The organism is Mesorhizobium sp. LNJC394B00 (genome assembly GCF_000502555.1).
GTDB lineage: Bacteria > Pseudomonadota > Alphaproteobacteria > Rhizobiales > Rhizobiaceae > Mesorhizobium.
The window spans coordinates 153,196-169,088 of sequence record NZ_AYWH01000012.1; the positions used below are offsets into that span (position 1 = coordinate 153,196).

Sequence of the window (15,893 nt, forward strand, 5' to 3'; positions counted from 1 at the left end):
ACAGCGAGGCGACAGGATGATACCAGACGTCGAGCATCGGTCGAACAAGGGATTGAACAACCGGGCGGAGAATGCACACGTGCGCACCGCTGCGAAAACGGAAGCGGATGATGCAAGGCTTCCGATCACCAGCAGCACTGCAACGCTTCGTTTCGATCTTCTCGGCTCTGCGCAATTTCTTCGTCTCGCCCCGCTCAAAAGGCTTCGCTCTCGCTATACATATTCACCGCCTGCAGGCAATGGCGGAATGGAAAGCCGTGGCCATGGCTAGGGTCAGGACCTATTAATTTGTTGAATTGATATCTGTTGGGTGATTCAAGGTGGCAGGAGGTGCCGCCTTGAGTGGTTTGCTGATGTTGACCCCGGAGCAAATGCGCCGCATCGAGCCTTATTTTCCTTTGTCGCGGTGTGTCGCGTGTAGATGACCGCCGGGTGCTGAGCGGCATCCTGTTCGTGATCCGCAATGGTCTTCGCTGGCGAGATGTCCCATCCGACTACGGTCCGCACAAGACCATCTATAACCGCTTCATCCGCTGGAGTCGGCTGGGTGTGTTCAATCGCATTCTGGCGGAACTGGCCGCGCAGGGCTGTCAAACGGACAATCTGATGATTGATGCCACCAATCTCAAAGCGCATCGCACGGCGGCGAGCCTGCTCAAAAAGGGGCTCTATCCCGATGTATCGGACGCAGCCGAGGTGGACTGACCACCAAGCTGCAAGTGGTCTGTGACGGCAAGGGACGCCCGCGGCTGCTGCATCTGAGCGAAGGGCAGGCCAATAATCACAAGACTGCTGCGGCAGTGATCGAGGATTTGCCCACCGCCAACGCTCTGCTGGCCGATCGGGCCTACAGTTCAGCGGCCTTCCCCCAGGCGCTCGTCGAGCGCGGTATCACGCCATGCATCCCAACCCAACCAAGCATCGTGTTCAGCACAGCTACGATCCTGTCCTATACCGACAACGCCACAGGATCGAGAACATGTTCGCACGCCTCAAAGACTGGCGACGCATCCACACCAGGTACGACCGATGTGCTCACACCTTCCTGTCGGCGATCGCCTTCGCTGCAGCCTTCATCTTCTGGATCAATGAGTCATCGTGTAATTTGTGGCTGCTTCCTCGGGCCTCGGGTGAGGCGCACACTCTGGTTGTCGAATCCTGAAACCTGTCGATGGAAAGCACGCAGGTCTGCATTATTGATGAAAATGGACGCAAGCTGAGTTCCGAGAAGGCTGAGAGCACGCCGGATGCGATCGCCGACGCATTACGCCGACACGGCCCGATCGAGCGGGCGGTGATCGCACCGGACGTATGTCACCCGCGATCGGCCTTGGCCTGCGGGAGTTGGGCGTCAACGTGGTGTGTATCGATGCCCGCCAAGCGCACCAGAGCCTCAAGGCGATGAAGGCGAACAAAACCGATCCCCATGATGCTGCAGGGCTCGCGCAACTGGCAAGAACGGGCTTCTACAAAGAGGTTCATGTCAAATCGCCGGCCGCGCACCGTGTACGCAGCATGATCACCGCTCGCGGTCATCTGGTGGAGGCCCGTGTCCGGCTCGACAACATGATCCGTGGGTTGTGCGCCACCTTCGGCTATAGGCCGGGCGTCGGGCAGGGAAAGGCCTTCATCAAACGCATCATGGAAGCATCCCACATCCCTGGTCTTGGCGAAGCGATTACTTCGTTGCTGACGGTGCGCGCGCAACTGGTCGAGCAGATTCAGGAACTGGATCTCAAGCTGCGTATGCTCGCCGCTCAGTCGCGGGCCTGCCAGATCCTCATGAGTATACCTGGTGTTGGCATCCAGACTTCAGCCGCCTTCTCCGCCGCCATCGACGAGGCCGGCCGGTTCCGACTATCGCGAAACGCGGGTGCCTACTTTGGGCTGGTGCCCAGGCGTCAACAATCCGGCGAACTCGACTGGACCGGCCGGATCACCAAGCAAGGTGACAGCACGGTCCGCAAGCTTGTCTATGAAGCAGCCAACTCAATCCTGACTCGGAGCCGGGAGAGCTTCGCGCTCAAGACTTGGGCGCTAAAAATCTCGAAGCGCCGCGGCCTAAAGAAAGCCCGAGTGGCACTCGCGCGGCGTCTCGCTGTCATCATGCATGCCATGCTGCGCGACGGCACTTTGTTCGAGGCTTGAGGTGAGGTAGAAACAGTTTGCCAGCGGTGAAGCGCCAGCGCTGATCCGAGGGCGGTGTCCCGCGAGGGAACGCAGGGACGGACGATATGCGAAGGTAGTCAGATGGGCCTGACAGCCCGCTTCGAGTCAATGCAACGTCCGGCCTTGTGAGACCCGATACAGCACGACCAGCTCCGGCTCGGCCAGGCGGACAGATCCTTGAAACCCTCAAGGGATACACCGCCAAGCTCTGCAAATTACAGATCCTGACCCTAGCTGACATCAGCGGCCGCAGCTCTCAACGCGTGTATGCGCAGACAACGTGACATCGCCGTTCGAAATCCTCACCGCCTGATTGACCTCGCATCAGGCCTCTCTGCGCCCCTATTCAGCCGTTGCAACAGAACCCTGAAAATTCTTCGAGACGCGCTCCGTGCCACAGGGCTGGTGATCAAAATTGTTTGCAGGATCTTTACGACCGCAAATCGCTGAAAGCTGAAAATGGTACGTTCACTGCTCTCATGGTGAGTTCCGTTGCATCGCTCAATAACCTTACCGATCTCTTCGGCGGTCACCCCCCATCTGGAGTGTCCCGTCTAACCGCGTTGATGCACGGCGATGAGCTCTTGGCGGCCTGAAGCGGCGATCTGGCCGCCGTTGCGGTGCTTTTTGGCAAACCTCGTCAGGCGCCGGCGGTGATCCGTCGTGATGGCAGGTGGGGTTTGCAGGTTGCGGTCGGCAGGTTCGGTTCGGGGCGTCTGCGCCCTGTGGCTATGTCGCGAGCCGCGGGATGCGGTCGAGGGCGATGCACGTGTCGAATTGGGCGACGGCAAAGCTCGAGCGTTTCGGCGACGCAGGCCCACGACGGACTTGCCGCCGACAGATGACAAGCCGCTCAGCGGCAGCGTAAGATCATTCATGGCGGTGTGGTCTCCGGAAATGATCGGATCGGCCTTAGCAACCAGATCCTACGCCATTTCAATGGCTTGAACCTCATCCGCCAACCCACCGTGAATTTTCCAGGCTAGCCTCCTCCCGATTGCGGCTGGCAACACCGTCTGCTAAGGATCCGCAGATTGTTCCGTTTCGGTACACGACGGAAAGGGTGTGACTGACCAACCGATTAAGCCGACGGCACGCTGCAGTACAGCCTCCGTCTCAGCATGGCTCGGTGAAGTGGCGATGACATGTCCAATGGCGTCTCGGTAATCACCTTTCCTGACGATCGGCGTCTTAGATTCAACATAGAATTTGACCTCGGCTACACCTGGCACACCAGCCGCCTGACTGCCGCCATCGATCCAATCGAGGGTGCCATCGCGATCAGGGACTAGGATCCGAGCCGCCGCAGTGTGCGAATGCCTTCTGCGCAAATCCCATTCGTCGCCGATGACGAGCTTGATGTGCTCGGTGATGAGATCGATACCGTAAGCCAGCTGAATCAATCGGGGATTCGGCGTGCCATGAAGCCGCGGATTGACTTCAATGACGACTGGGCCACGCTTCGTCCACCGGAATTCAATGCCCGTTGGCCCCCAGCCAAGGCCGAGAGCTCGCAAACAGCTCAGCGAAACATCTACAATACGCTCATGCTCGTCATCGCTCAGCAGGGCCGGAAAGGTGAACTCACGATAGACGAAATGCGGTGGAGGGCCGAAGTCGCCGATGCCAATTCCAATGATCTGATCTCCCATTATGTCGGCGCCATACAAGGGGCCTTGTGCGAATTCTTCGACGAGTATCCTCGGCGCAGACGGCCATGTGTGCTGCCCGCCCAACAGATAGTTTGTGTGTTCGACTACATCATCGGCCGTGCGGCACAATCGGACACCGACGCTGCCGCTGCCCGCCGCTGGCTTAACTATCACCGGCAGTCCGATCTCCGCGGCAGCATCCTCTACCTCCCCTGTATTGGCAGCCAAGCGATAAGCAGGGATGGGAATGCCAGCCTCGGCGAGGAGCTGACGTTGAGTGTACTTGTCGCGGCATAGTTCAATCGAATCAGGGTTCGGTCCCGGTAGATCGAAATGCCGGCAGAGCTTACCAACTGTTGCGTAGAACTGGTCGCCGGCGCACGTAATGCCAGCAATGTCATAGGTGGTCTGTAGCCGAGAACATTCGTGGATCAGCGCATCAAGATCGTCCGTATCGACACAGATTGTCCTAATTCCTTCCTCCGCAAGATAGTTGTACCGAGCTGCACCAGCCGACAGGGCAAGTGGATGAAGGCCAAGACGCCGGGCAGCTCGAACGTACAGCGGACTGATATCCCCTATACCTTCAACCAGGATGAGCGCTCTTTCTAACATTGCTGTTGACTCCAAGTTGCTGCTGTGCGGCCGTCCTTGCGTAATCACCATCAGCTTTTTCAGCCGTGCCTGACCGTGCGCTGAACGTACCATCGGCAATGATCTGCGATCGCAAAGGTTCTGAGAATTGATATGAAGAAACTGTTGCAACGCTTTGATAAGCGTATCCATCCGGAACAAGGCGCCCTTCATTTCAGCTCGATGTCAGCAATCCGCTTCGCCTTTCGCTATCAGAAGCGGTAGGTGAGACCTGCTCCAATCAACCAGGGATCGAGCTCGGCCTTCCCCGTCAGCTTCGCGCCGTCGACCGTGACGTCGAAGTCTGGCTTGAGGAAAAGCTTCTTCACGTCGAAGTTGACGCCCCAGTGCTGATCCACCATGTAGTCGAACCCGACCTGCAGCGCGGTGCCGAACGTGTTCTTAACCTTGAGAGCGTCGGCGCTGCCGGCATCCTGGTTATAGAATATCGTGTAGTTCACGCCGGCGCCGACATAGGGCTTGAAAGCGCCGAGATCGGTAAAATGATACTGCAATGTGAGCGTGGGCGGCAGCAGCCAAACCTTGCCGATCTTGCCAAGCCCGCCGATCGTTCCTTGGCCGTCGATGTTGGCGTAGGTGGTGCCGAGTATGAGCTCCGTGGCGATGTTGTCCGTGAAGAAATAGGAGATATCGAGTTCCGGCGTCACCGTGTTCGAATAGGAAAGATCGGAGCCGGGCACTGCATTGACGTAGCCCGAATCCTGAGTGACGACCCCCAATCCACGCAGGCGGATCTGCCAAGGGCTTGGCGCTTCCGTGACCGAGGCTCCTGCCTGGGGGACGCTCGCCGCTTGCGCAAGGTCCGCCGCGACGGCCTGCTGTCCCATCACGATGAGGACAATGGCCGCTGTTACTCCCCGCGCGGCGCGCATTTGGTTTCTCGCCATGATACTCTCTCCTTGCTTCAGAAATGTGGACTGAACTACGAAAAGTCCTGCTCGAATTGTTTGGGATTGCCGCGGCGCTCATGCGCCGTTTGTGTGGGACCGCGCACGCATCATTTGCGCCGTGCTCGCAATCACCGACCTGTACTCACCTAGGAGAGATAACCAAAGGCCTGCAGCTTTGCGGCCGTCTTACGCGCGTGGCCCGGGTGAACGCACGCCCGCTTCGTGGTGGAGAGCAGGATCGGCGGATAGTGGCAAGGGTGTTCCCGGCGCCACGGTGCGCGCGGAATTCCGGCATCTTGCCAAAAGTTGTCGACGCACTGACCGCGGCGCTGATCACGGGAACCTTGTCAGGGACGGTCGAGATCTCTGTCAGGGCGTCGCGGTCGCGATCGAACTGTGTTCCACCGAAGTGCCCCAGGGTCCTGGCCGGCTGGCTGGCGGCCCAGGCAAGTGTCCGTTCTCCTTCTACATCTTCGAGCCAAAGATAGGGATCATCGTCTGGGGCATTCAGCGTTGGGCGGAAATCGAATATGGTCATGTCCGGATAACGTGAAGAATGATGTCGACTGGAAAACAGCCGCAACGTCCTGTCGGCTCGGAAAGGCCCAGTTTTCGCGGCTGCGACCGCATGTTCGGCGAGCTTGATCATGGCATGATTTCTCCTCAGTCCTTGCCGCAGCGCGTTTGCGGATAGCCTTGCACGTGTCGTGCCAAACGAGAAAATCGTTTTCACAACAATAACATGGCTCTGATTGCGGTGTGTCTCGTGTCAGACTTTGTCGAAGACCTGACAACGAGTGCAGCCGTGACCGCCTGATAGAACCTCCTGTGCGAGCTCGGTGGGCACTGCGGAATAGCAGTGAAGCTCACCGCGAACCGGCCGAGCTTCGGATCGACATCGGCGACGGGGCGATCGACGGCCACTACGTCGCTGGTGCCGGGCGCGGCACAGCCTGAGGAGGCGTCCCTCAATGTCGGATTTCCGACAGGATCGCAAATCCGCCAACCAATTGTTAAATAAAGATTTTTTCCTTGGCACGGCCGATGCATGGGGTTCTGCGAACGCATCAGCGAGACCTCCTCCATGATCATGCGCACCTAAAATGCCGTCGCCGCAGTGAAACCGCGCTCTCGCCTGCCATCAAGCCGCCGAAAGGCCGGTGCTTCATGGTCGAGGCGGACGATTGCGCCGGCTTCAAACCCCTGAATGGGCTTGGAAAGCGTCTCGCGTGATGGCGACGCGGGCATCCAGACGGGCGGAAAGGACACACGTCGTTGCCCCACGTAGCCGGTATGACCCGTCGATTGTCACCGCGCTGGAATGCTCGTCTACATTCGACAACCCGAACGCGCAGGACAATTCTCGCAATCCGGTCGGCACCGGGGCTCGAAAACGCCCGCGAGGGGGAGCCCAATCGCTGTGGCCGAATTCGCCGCGAACAAGCCGCCGAGTCGGAAAAATATATAGGAGCAAAGCAAGTGGAGTTATCTTGCGTCGGAGTCGGTGCTGGCCCGTCCAATTTGAGCCTTGCGTGTCAGATACACGAGCAAGTTGGGAAAGGGGCAGTGTTCCTGGATCGGCAGGTCGACTTCCGCTGGCATCCAGGCATCGCATTCGATTCCTCGGAGCTCCAGGTCAGCCACTTCAAGGACCTGGTCACTCTAGTGAATCCGCGATCAGCCTACACTTTCGTAAACTTCCTGCACGAGAACGGGCGTCTGTATCACTTCCTGAACGCACAGTTCGAAGCCGTGCTCAGAGTGGAGTTCGAACAATACCTGAACTGGGTCTTCCACAGGAACCCACTTGTGCGTGGCGGCGAGACAGTGCGCGAAATCCGCTTTGACGGCGAGTTTCAGGTGCGGACGGATAAGGCGGTTCTCGGCGCCAGAAACGTCGTGGTCGGCATTGGCAAGCAGGCGCAAATTCCGCCTCAATTTCAGGGCTGGATTGGACGCAACCTGTTCCACTCATCGGTTTTACTGCACATCCATCCTGATGTTCGCAAAAAGCATGTCTGCGTCGTTGGCGGAGGACAGTCGGGAGCCGAGGTGATGTTGCACCTTGTCGGCCTGCCGAAAGAGCGGCGGCCTGCCTCGATCACTTGGGTCTCCCAGCGTGAGAACTACCTGCCTCTCGACAACAGCCCGTTCACAAACGAGTTGTTCATGCCCTGCTTTTCGGATCGTTTCGCGGCGATGAGCGAGTCGCAGCGTAAGCTGCTCCTGCGGCGTTTCGTGCTTGCCTCGGACGGCATTTCGGAAAGCACGTTGCGCGCGATCTATCAGGCGCTCTACCGCCACGCATTTTTCGAGCCAAACCGATCCGACATCACACTGCGTCCGGGCTGCACCGTCTCGCACTGCATCAACGCCGGCGCGGGTCACCGGCTGACCCTGCAGCATGGCATGGTCGAGGTCGAAGAAGTCACGGCTGACATCGTCATCCTGGCCACCGGTTACGAGAACGCGGTGCCAGACTTCTTGGAACCCATCGCGCACCGGCTGGAGCATATCGACAATGAATTAGCTATTCGCGACGATTTTTCGGTGAGCTGGGACGGACCGCGTGACAGACGCATCTTCGTACAAAACGCGAGCTTCGGGCAGCGCGGCCTGGCCGATCCGAACCTAAGCCTGCTGGCCTGGCGCGCGCGCCGCATCCTCGATAGCCTTCTTGGGCGCGCGCCATGCGCGAACCCCGAGCATCTTGGCTTCATCACCCATAGCTCGATCGAGCGCTGGCCCGACCCCGCAGCCGAAGAAATGGGCAGCGGGATATGACTCGTAAACTTTTGATCATCGGCGGTGGCATCCTAGGAATGATCTCCGCCTGGTGCGGTGAACGCCGGAGGCTCGCCCGACTGCCCTAACTGGGACGTCGACCAACCCGTCTTTCCAACAGGAGGCTCTTAACCCGCCCGAGGGCAAAGTGGCCGATCTCGACAAACTCAAGCCGCCAAATGGCATCTTCTATCGCGATTGAACTCACGCAGCCATGCGATCGGCCTCGAAGCCCATCATCTCGCCCAAAACGAGCCATAGGCGGTGAGGGCGGTATTGTAGCCGCCGCTGACTGAGACCGCTCGGTCGAACTCGCTGTCGGCGCGGTTGGTGGTCGCCTTGAAGATCAGACGCTCGAGGAAATGGGCAAGTCCGGATTTGCCGGGTGGCTCGTCGGCGCTGCCGACCTTGTACCAGACCATATGAGTGATGATTGGCGCGCGGTGATCGGGGATGTCGACCCTTCCATGCCATTGCCGAGCAGGAAATCCGCGATCTTGCCGCCGTCGGTGGCGGCCAGAGCCGGAGCGGTCGTCACCTGGGCCAGGGCGGTGGCAGTGAACGCCTTGCGCAGCCAGGGCGCGATCGATGGCTCTGGTTGGAAAGGCAAGGTTCGAGGCAAAGTGATTTGGTCCTCATTTTGTTGAACGCGCTGCGTCTTCGCCTCCCCGTAGGAGGATCGGCGGGCAGCCCGAGCCAGATGAATCATGGGCCAGGCCTTACTCGAGCCCCATCTTCGGCTGGACCCCGGAGACCTGCGGCGGTGTTCTGGGGAGGTGGCCATTGGAGGGATTTTCCTTCGTCCGCGACGTCTCGCGGACGACCAGGCATGCACCGTGCCAGATCAGAAAACCATTGGAGGCTGTTGACAAATCGGGCTCTGCCATGTTGCGCATCCGACATTGTGGGTGATCGAACAGGGCTGAAGGCGACGCGAGCACGGCTGAGAATACCTTCTTCCTTCGGAAGACGATTAGGCGCGCTGCCGGAGAGGGGTACAGGATGCGCTTCGAAGGCCGCTGCACCGACGGTCAGAATTGAAATGTTGTCGCTCCAGCGGAACGATGTCCTCGACAGTCAGACCGGGCGGTGCTGAATGGTAGAGGCGTGAGCAGCGTAGCTAAGTGGGCGCGGAGCCAGCTCGCGCGCGAAGACGGACCTTAAAAAAAACGGCGGGTGGCGACATTCGCGAGGCGCCAAGACGAGGTCGTAGGACTGGGCGGGAAAAACGATGCCGTTGCTCTCTTCTGGCGTGATGGCCTGCCGCGAGGCCGTTGAACGTGATGAGTTGCTGCGGGAAGGGGAGTGTTTTCGCGGGACCTTGGTCAACGTAAGAAACAAACGTCGAGCTCGCCTTGGATGGGGGCATGCAGCACATTTGCCGCTGCAGGACAGCAGCACGGAAGCTGTCCGTCGCTGGGCGCCAAACAGCAGAATTTAGCGGTCGCGATTGATTTCATGTGCGTAAAATACCGCCTGGTGCGCTCGGCTGCAAATGCATGCCTGGCGGAGTGGTCGCTTAGGTCAAGAGCATCGCGTGAGTAACAGCCTGACCTTGCTCAATCTGATGCGCGCTAACCGCCTCGCCGGATTGTGGAACTGCTCGCGGGTGGCTTCTACCACAAACAGCAAGGTCATGAAATCAAGCAGGAAGTCGTCAATCGCTTGGGCGATTGTTTCTGACTTGCCCTTGAACTGGTCCAGCAAAACGCGCGCGCTATCGATCGCTTCCACGCTGGTCGCATCGATCAACCCCTCGACCCTCTTGAAACAATCCAAATCGAAACTCCTTCATGCGCTTGCCAAGCCGTTATGCTCGAAGGCAGTTCCGTGAAATACCCGGCCTTTGACCTGCGGCACGAGCAGCGGTCGGCCTTACGTCCCGTGCCTCCAAACACGAGCCATCGACGTGGCGCTGAGGAGCGTTGGAAGAAATTGGGCGCTTCCGGCCACGCTCGAGCGGTAGTGTAGGACAGTGCTTGCTGGCGGCTACGCCCACAATGCGCCAGCTGATCGGGGCTTAACAATTTTTCGCTTTTTGCTGCGCCCAACTCTCGGCTATGACTCGGACAGGCCTAATGGCCTGCCCACGTTGCATTGTAAGAGAAGGAACAAGTATATGCCGACTGGAACGGTAAAGTGGTTCAACAGCACCAAGGGGTTTGGATTTATCCAGCCCGACAATGGCGGTCCGGATGTTTTCGTCCACATTTCCGCTGTCGAACGCGCGGGCCTCTCGACCCTCGCTGACGGCCAGAAGATCAACTATGAGATCGAGCAGGATCGCCGCACTGGCAAGTCCTCCGCTGGCAGCCTCAGCAAAGCTGGTTGAAATTTTCTCCTGCGTCCTGGCAAGAGTAGGCACGTAGGTCCTCATGGCCGCTCGATGGGATCGAGCAAAAACTGAGGGCAGCAGATTGCTGCAGGCGTCGCGAAGTCCTCATGAAACAAAGTTGTTTGAAAGGAAGGCGGGGTTGGCCCCGCCTTTTTATATGACGCGCAGATTAAGCCGATGGCTGCAACGCTCCAGAACGAATCTCGATTGCCGAAATCAAGCCGCGACCTTCTTGCGGGTTCGCTTCGTTGGCGCAGGCTCAGGTGCTTCCGGCGCCTTCGGTTTGCGGCCGAGCCCCATCGTCTTGGCCAATGTCGAGCGCGCCGCGGCGTAGTTCGGCGCGACCATGGGATAATCCGCGGGCAGGCCCCATTTGGCCCGATATCCATCCGGCGTCAGCCCATAGTGGGTCGACAGATGGCGCTTTAGCGATTTGAATTTCCTCCCGTCCTCAAGGGAGATGATGTAGTCCGGTGTCACCGATTTCCTGATCGGGACTGCAGGCGTAAGGGCAACCGGCTCTTGCGCAGAGACACCTCCGGCCGTCGCTCTCAGAGCCGCATGCACTTGGCCGATGAGGGCAGGGAGATCCCCCACCGGGATCGGATTGTTGGAGACGTAGGCCGACACGACATCGGCGGCAAGCTCAATGAGGGTGTCGACGTTTTTTCCGGCTTCTTCTGTCATGAAACTCTCCAGGCGGTGAAACATAGTCAGCGAAGCGTCGCTTCATAGGGCCGGTTACCGCTGAAAGCAACAATGTCTCGACAGCGTTATTGCCAATGCTCGTCCAGAAGCGACGTCAATGCGCCATATTTCCCGCCATGACCGCTGAGCCACTCGTTGTTGGCGACCCTGCCGTGGTGCGTGGCGCGTCCCGGCTGTAACTTTGCGCCGAAGTTGCTAGTAGTCGAGGCTAAGCGCGCTATTTGTGTCCCGCTTTACTTCTTTGGACTGTGAAATCGAGGGATCGTGATCGCTTGCTGGTGGGCGTCAGGACGATGGACGTTCATTGGCAATGGCCAAATGTAAGTTCATCGCCCGGTGAGCCGCTCTTCCAAGGGGCTGGGAACCGCCGCTGGTAACCAAGGACATCAATGTATTTCGAGGCGTTTCTTTGCCGGTCCTCGAGAGACGGCAATCGCTGCGGACGACACCTGTTCCACGATTAACAGCGCGGCGACACGGGCAGCTTCTCGAATCTGGAGCGGCTTCTCGCAAGCTGGCGCCGTGCCGAGAGGCCGGGCAAGGACAGTGCGTCGCCTGCTTCAATCATACGCGTCAACCTGCCAGCGACGCTGTCCCATACGGAATCCCGCGACCGGCCGTGTGATCTGGCCGGTAGTCGCCCCGGCCCTCTGCACGAAGCCTCGGGATGTGCTGACGATCAACCAGGCCACAAAGGCCGACGTCCTGAAGCGGGGGTCACATGAGTTTTCCACTATGCGCAGGCTTGCCATGCGCTTCCGCGGCATTTTGCGGGGCCTGTGAATTGGGCAAGCTCGACACTTCGATCGACGTGGCGTCAACTCCGGGTTCGTCGCCATCCCGCGTTTCGGTCGGGTCCTACGCCGTGACGTTGACGCCGTTCGCGATGCCATTGAACTACCGCGGAGCAACGGCCAGGCGAAAGGGCTGATCAACCGCCTGAAGACGATTAAACGTACGATGTAGGCAGAGCGGGCTGCGAACTCCTTAGGGCACGCATGCTGCCACTCAGCCGGCCTGATCACCGCACAAAGCGAGGAAGAACCTGGTCAAGTGCAAAGCGACAATTGCCTCGACAGCGGGTCCCGGAAGGTTTATGCTGCCCAATGTTACCGCAATCCGGAATGGCCATTGAGTACCTTCACGAGTGAGGGAGTGGAACTGCTTTGTCGGCCAAATTGTTGACGGAACGCCCAGCGCCCATTGTTGCTACATGTCTAGATTCTTGGGGCGTTTTGGATGATGCAATCCACCATCTCACTCCAAAGGGCAGTGGAATCTGGAACAATGTCGCTTTTGTTCGCAGGACATCCTTCGTGCCCGATTGGCATATCGTCTTTAACTCTGCTTCTCTTTTTGGGCTCCCTGTTGATATCGAGGCGAGCCCAAACAGGACAATTTTTGCAATCGGCGAACCGCCGACGAAAGCTCATCGCGCGTTTCATGAAGGGCAGGGGAAAAATACTATCGTCCTGACGTGTGACGCAGAGCTGGCTGCTCGGCAGAATGCAGCGCGCCGATTCGTTTTGTCTCCACCTATCACTCGGTCTTGGTCTGTAAACAAGACATATGACCAACTTCTGGTCAGCGAAGTCGTGGATAAGCCGCTTCGGCTCTCATGGATTACCAGTGACATCGCCCTGCTTAAAGGACATCGATATCGGTTGGCGTTTCTGCAACGGCTGAGAAAGGAGCTCGATTTTGACCTGTTCGGCCGAGGTTTTCGGCTGATTGGAGATAAATGGAACGCACTCGCACCTTACCGTTACAGTATAGCCTTCGAGAATACTCGTGCTGATTACTATTTTACAGAGAAGCTTATGGACTGCTTCGTTGCTGAAACAATGCCGATCTATTACGGCAGCCCGGCAATCACGAGGTTCTTCCCTTCGGACTCTATGGTTCTGATTGACCCAGAGGACAAGAACGTAATCCCAAAAATTCAAGAAATCATCGACTCGGACCTCTGGAAGGAACGTCGCGGCGCAATAAGAGAGGCGAAGCGGTTGGTCCTCGAGAAATACAATACGTTTGCTTATCTCGCGGGCTTCATCGAAAGCGTTCAGGATAAACCCTTACCGCCGGAAATTATACACATCGATTCGCCTGAAGTCGATTTTGCAATGGACGAATGAAGTACTCCAACGCTCGCTTCGCGTGCCCGGCGGTTGGTGGTCTGGCGAGATCGGTACGGAACCTCGGCGGAGAATGCCTGCTGCGCAGACGGCCGGCACGGGCGCACGAGGTCATGCGCCCCCGGCTGCCGCTGATCAGACGAACTGGGGAAGGCCAGGAACGGAATTGAGGACCTCGTCCACGAGTTCGTCGCCGGCATGTTCTTTGGCGCAGGCGATCGTCTCGTTGGCGAGACCGGCGATCTTTGCCATGCTGAGACCCTCACTCATCAATTGCTGGCCGAGCCCCATAAGGCCGCCACCCTCTGGGTCGTCGCCATGATACTTCGCTACTAATTCCGAAGCTCCCGGAATGGCCTCGATCATGCGCGCAACGGGACCGTCGGCCGCGTGGCTTTGCAGGAAACCCAGCATTAACCCAACGCCCTTCTCTGCGAGAGCCGGGCCAATGCCGGCACCAGTGGCGATGCGCGGTAAGAATTCTTCCATGCAGGGTCTCTCTCTCTAATGAGGTTTACCGGCGCCGGTCCGGCGCCCCGCGCCCTTAGCCGAACCACAATTGAACTCCACAAAAATAGGTCGGCGGAAGTGCTATTGCGCGTAAAACCGCCTCTGTCAACGCAAGCTGCGTCGGACGTGCGTGTTTCGCAACCGAAGATCATTCCAATTCACTTCATTACGCATTGGCGACCGCACAGTTTGCGGTGGCTCGCTTATGGGCCAATGCCCCGCGTCCGTCAAATGATGACGACAACGTGGTTATCTCCTAGGATCTGTGGATCAAGGTGTGAGGCAGTTACAGCCGGTGGACCTGCTCAACCGCCGCGCCGGCACAAGGGCTAGATTGGCGATACTGCGCGTGTTGGCCATGTCTTTCCTCGCGTGATGGGATGTTCGTAGAAGCGGAGCTATATGCTGTCGCATAGACCGTCGCTGCTTAGGTATTGAAACCGCCATCGCTGGTGACATCACAATGTGCAGTCGGCGGGTGTCGATAAGGTCGATTCACGCAATCAGCAGGTCCGGAGGAACGAATGAACCCTGAGGTTTCAGAAGCTCACTTTTCGCAAGGCGTGCAGCGCACATCGTGCAAGAGATTGCCAGTCTTGCGGACGCTATCGACTTTCTCAACGATGGCTGGAAGATCGCAGTGACCGAATCTACGAAGCGCACTCAGTGCGTGCTTTGCTACATCCATCCGGTTGCCGAGCAGGGATACTCCTCCTCCCTGAAGTCCAATCGAGAACAGCGATCACTTCCAAGAGGGTCCCAGCTCAGCCGCGAAAACAGGTGTCAGGCCCCGGTCCTCTCCCTCAGCTGATCTAGCTCAGGGCGTTCATGAGCCGCAAATCGCATAATGGCTGCGTGGACGACGCAGGAAGACCAATTATGAAAATCCTATTCAGTACGATGGCTGTCACCTTGCTGGCACCCACCGCCTTTGCTGCGGATTGGATCCCCACCGACCTCAGAGATACGGCATTGGCCACCTTCACGGCTTTGCCATCCACCACGCCGACAGTCGCCAATAACCCGATCACCCCGGAAAAGATCGCTCTCGGCAAGGCACTGTTCTTCGATCCACGCGTCTCGGCGTCAGGCGTCTTGTCGTGCAATTCATGCCACAACCTGGCCACCGGCGGCGACGACAATCACGAAACCTCGATCGGCCATGGTTGGCAGAAGGGACAGCGCAACGCGCCGACTGTACTGAACGCTGTCTTCAACATCGCTCAGTTCTGGGATGGTCGTGCCGCAGACCTGAAGGCTCAGGCGAAGGGACCGGTCCAAGCCGGCATCGAAATGGCCAATACACCGGGCCAAGTCATCGCCACGCTCAAGTCCATGCCGCAATATGTCCAGTGGTTCGATGCAGCTTTTCCGGCTGAAGCCGATCGGGTCACCTTCGACAACTTCGCCAAGGCAATCGAAGCCTTCGAGGCGACACTGGTCACACCGGCCCCGTTCGACAGCTTCCTGAATGGTGATGAGCTTGCCATGACTTCCGAACAGAAACAGGGCCTGGCGCTTTTCATGGACAAAGGCTGCTCGTCCTGCCATGCCGGCATCAACGTTGGTGGGCAAGCCTATTTCCCATTCGGCCTCGTGGAACAGCCCAGCGCCGAGGTCCTGCCGGAAAAAGACAAGGGCCGATTTGCGGTCACCAATGCAGCCGATGACTACTATGTTTTCCGCGTGGCGCCGCTGCGCAACGTTGCACTCACCGCGCCATACTTTCATTCGGGCAAGGTTTGGGATCTGAAACAGGCCGTCGCGATTATGGGGACCACCCAGCTTGGCGTAGTACTGGCGGACGAAGAAGTTGACCTGCTTGTTGCCTTCCTCATCTCGCTGACCGGAGAGGCACCCGAGGTCGCCTATCCCATCTTACCCTCCGAAACGGCGACAACGCCCCGGCCTGTAACGCAGATCTCAGGAAAATAAAGGGCCAGCTGGCTGCGGACGTGGCAATCGACAATGATGCGACTTTTACTTGGACGGACGAATCGCGAGGTCCATTTCCGAATTGGCGGGACGCTAGCAATACCCGAAACCTGCCACCTCG

12 protein-coding genes and 4 pseudogenes are annotated in these 15,893 nt (G+C 58.3%); 8 read left to right on the plus strand and 8 right to left on the minus strand.

Going from position 1 to position 15,893, the window contains the following annotated elements:
* Positions 1-16 precede the first annotated feature (16 nt).
* The 3 genes and pseudogenes from X751_RS1000000166265 to X751_RS01000000164340 form a co-directional block, all read left to right on the plus strand.
* A pseudogene (locus tag X751_RS1000000166265) lies at positions 17-287 on the plus strand (DDE-type integrase/transposase/recombinase); the annotation flags it as partial.
* 51 nt (positions 288-338) lie between these two features.
* Positions 339-1,087 (plus strand): annotated as a pseudogene (locus X751_RS1000000166270) (IS5 family transposase); the annotation flags it as partial.
* Positions 1,088-1,311: 224 nt separating this feature from the next.
* Positions 1,312-2,148, plus strand: coding sequence for an IS110 family transposase (locus tag X751_RS01000000164340; RefSeq protein WP_198022472.1), 837 nt, complete (start codon positions 1,312-1,314; stop codon positions 2,146-2,148).
* A 575-nt stretch (positions 2,149-2,723) separates the two neighbouring features.
* Here the strand turns inward: X751_RS01000000164340 and X751_RS137695 are convergent.
* From X751_RS137695 to X751_RS1000000167635, 4 genes are all read right to left on the minus strand, one after another.
* Positions 2,724-3,047, minus strand: coding sequence for a hypothetical protein (locus X751_RS137695; RefSeq protein ID WP_023746102.1), 324 nt, complete (start codon positions 3,045-3,047; stop codon positions 2,724-2,726).
* 141 nt (positions 3,048-3,188) lie between these two features.
* Positions 3,189-4,436, minus strand: a complete 1,248-nt coding sequence (locus tag X751_RS1000000166275; protein WP_023746103.1) for an acetyl-CoA carboxylase biotin carboxylase subunit family protein — start codon at positions 4,434-4,436, stop codon at positions 3,189-3,191.
* Positions 4,437-4,666: 230 nt separating this feature from the next.
* Positions 4,667-5,347, minus strand: coding sequence for an OmpW family protein (locus X751_RS137690; protein ID WP_031247323.1), 681 nt, complete (start codon positions 5,345-5,347; stop codon positions 4,667-4,669).
* Between the two features lie 160 nt (positions 5,348-5,507).
* Positions 5,508-6,014, minus strand: a complete 507-nt coding sequence (locus X751_RS1000000167635) for a hypothetical protein (protein WP_198022473.1) — start codon at positions 6,012-6,014, stop codon at positions 5,508-5,510.
* 830 nt (positions 6,015-6,844) lie between these two features.
* Between X751_RS1000000167635 and X751_RS137685 the strand changes: the two genes are divergently transcribed.
* Positions 6,845-8,149, plus strand: a complete 1,305-nt coding sequence (locus X751_RS137685; protein ID WP_023746105.1) for a SidA/IucD/PvdA family monooxygenase — start codon at positions 6,845-6,847, stop codon at positions 8,147-8,149.
* Between the two features lie 257 nt (positions 8,150-8,406).
* On the opposite strand, the pseudogene X751_RS1000000166285 reads toward X751_RS137685, so the two are convergent.
* A pseudogene (locus tag X751_RS1000000166285) lies at positions 8,407-8,858 on the minus strand (insulinase family protein); the annotation flags it as partial.
* Positions 8,859-9,673: 815 nt separating this feature from the next.
* Positions 9,674-9,901 carry a hypothetical protein gene (locus X751_RS137675; RefSeq protein ID WP_245260682.1) on the minus strand — a complete coding sequence of 76 codons (228 nt, stop codon included), beginning with the start codon at positions 9,899-9,901 and terminating at the stop codon, positions 9,674-9,676.
* 367 nt (positions 9,902-10,268) lie between these two features.
* Here X751_RS137675 and X751_RS137670 point away from each other — a divergent pair, with 367 nt between their 5' ends.
* Positions 10,269-10,481, plus strand: coding sequence for a cold-shock protein (locus tag X751_RS137670; protein WP_023679670.1), 213 nt, complete (start codon positions 10,269-10,271; stop codon positions 10,479-10,481).
* 219 nt (positions 10,482-10,700) lie between these two features.
* Here the strand turns inward: X751_RS137670 and X751_RS137665 are convergent, their stop codons facing one another.
* A complete protein-coding gene (locus X751_RS137665) occupies positions 10,701-11,171 on the minus strand; it encodes a MucR family transcriptional regulator (RefSeq protein WP_023746108.1) in 471 nt (156 codons plus the stop codon).
* Between the two features lie 413 nt (positions 11,172-11,584).
* On the opposite strand from X751_RS137665, the pseudogene X751_RS1000000168195 reads away from it, so the two are divergent.
* A pseudogene (locus X751_RS1000000168195) lies at positions 11,585-12,343 on the plus strand (hypothetical protein); the annotation flags it as partial.
* 15 nt (positions 12,344-12,358) lie between these two features.
* Positions 12,359-13,327 (plus strand): glycosyltransferase family 10, encoded by a 969-nt coding sequence (locus X751_RS1000000166290; RefSeq protein WP_084558332.1) that lies wholly within the window; start codon positions 12,359-12,361, stop codon positions 13,325-13,327.
* A 135-nt stretch (positions 13,328-13,462) separates the two neighbouring features.
* Here the strand turns inward: X751_RS1000000166290 and X751_RS137655 are convergent, their stop codons facing one another.
* Positions 13,463-13,816, minus strand: coding sequence for a hypothetical protein (locus X751_RS137655; protein WP_023737108.1), 354 nt, complete (start codon positions 13,814-13,816; stop codon positions 13,463-13,465).
* A 900-nt stretch (positions 13,817-14,716) separates the two neighbouring features.
* On the opposite strand from X751_RS137655, the gene X751_RS137650 reads away from it, so the two are divergent.
* A complete protein-coding gene (locus X751_RS137650; protein WP_023746111.1) occupies positions 14,717-15,772 on the plus strand; it encodes a cytochrome-c peroxidase in 1,056 nt (351 codons plus the stop codon).
* Positions 15,773-15,893 lie beyond the last annotated feature (121 nt).

Coding starts and splice junctions, on each gene's coding strand:
- X751_RS1000000166275 (WP_023746103.1), bottom strand. CDS start 4,436: ATGTTAGAAAGAGCGCTCATCCTGGTTGAAGGTATAGGGGATATCAGT.
- X751_RS1000000167635 (WP_198022473.1), bottom strand. CDS start 6,014: ATGATCAAGCTCGCCGAACATGCGGTCGCAGCCGCGAAAACTGGGCCT.
- X751_RS137650 (WP_023746111.1), top strand. CDS start 14,717: ATGAAAATCCTATTCAGTACGATGGCTGTCACCTTGCTGGCACCCACC.
- X751_RS137695 (WP_023746102.1), bottom strand. CDS start 3,047: ATGAATGATCTTACGCTGCCGCTGAGCGGCTTGTCATCTGTCGGCGGC.
- X751_RS137670 (WP_023679670.1), top strand. CDS start 10,269: ATGCCGACTGGAACGGTAAAGTGGTTCAACAGCACCAAGGGGTTTGGA.
- X751_RS137665 (WP_023746108.1), bottom strand. CDS start 11,171: ATGACAGAAGAAGCCGGAAAAAACGTCGACACCCTCATTGAGCTTGCC.
- X751_RS137655 (WP_023737108.1), bottom strand. CDS start 13,816: ATGGAAGAATTCTTACCGCGCATCGCCACTGGTGCCGGCATTGGCCCG.
- X751_RS137690 (WP_031247323.1), bottom strand. CDS start 5,347: ATGCGCGCCGCGCGGGGAGTAACAGCGGCCATTGTCCTCATCGTGATG.
- X751_RS01000000164340 (WP_198022472.1), top strand. CDS start 1,312: ATGTCACCCGCGATCGGCCTTGGCCTGCGGGAGTTGGGCGTCAACGTG.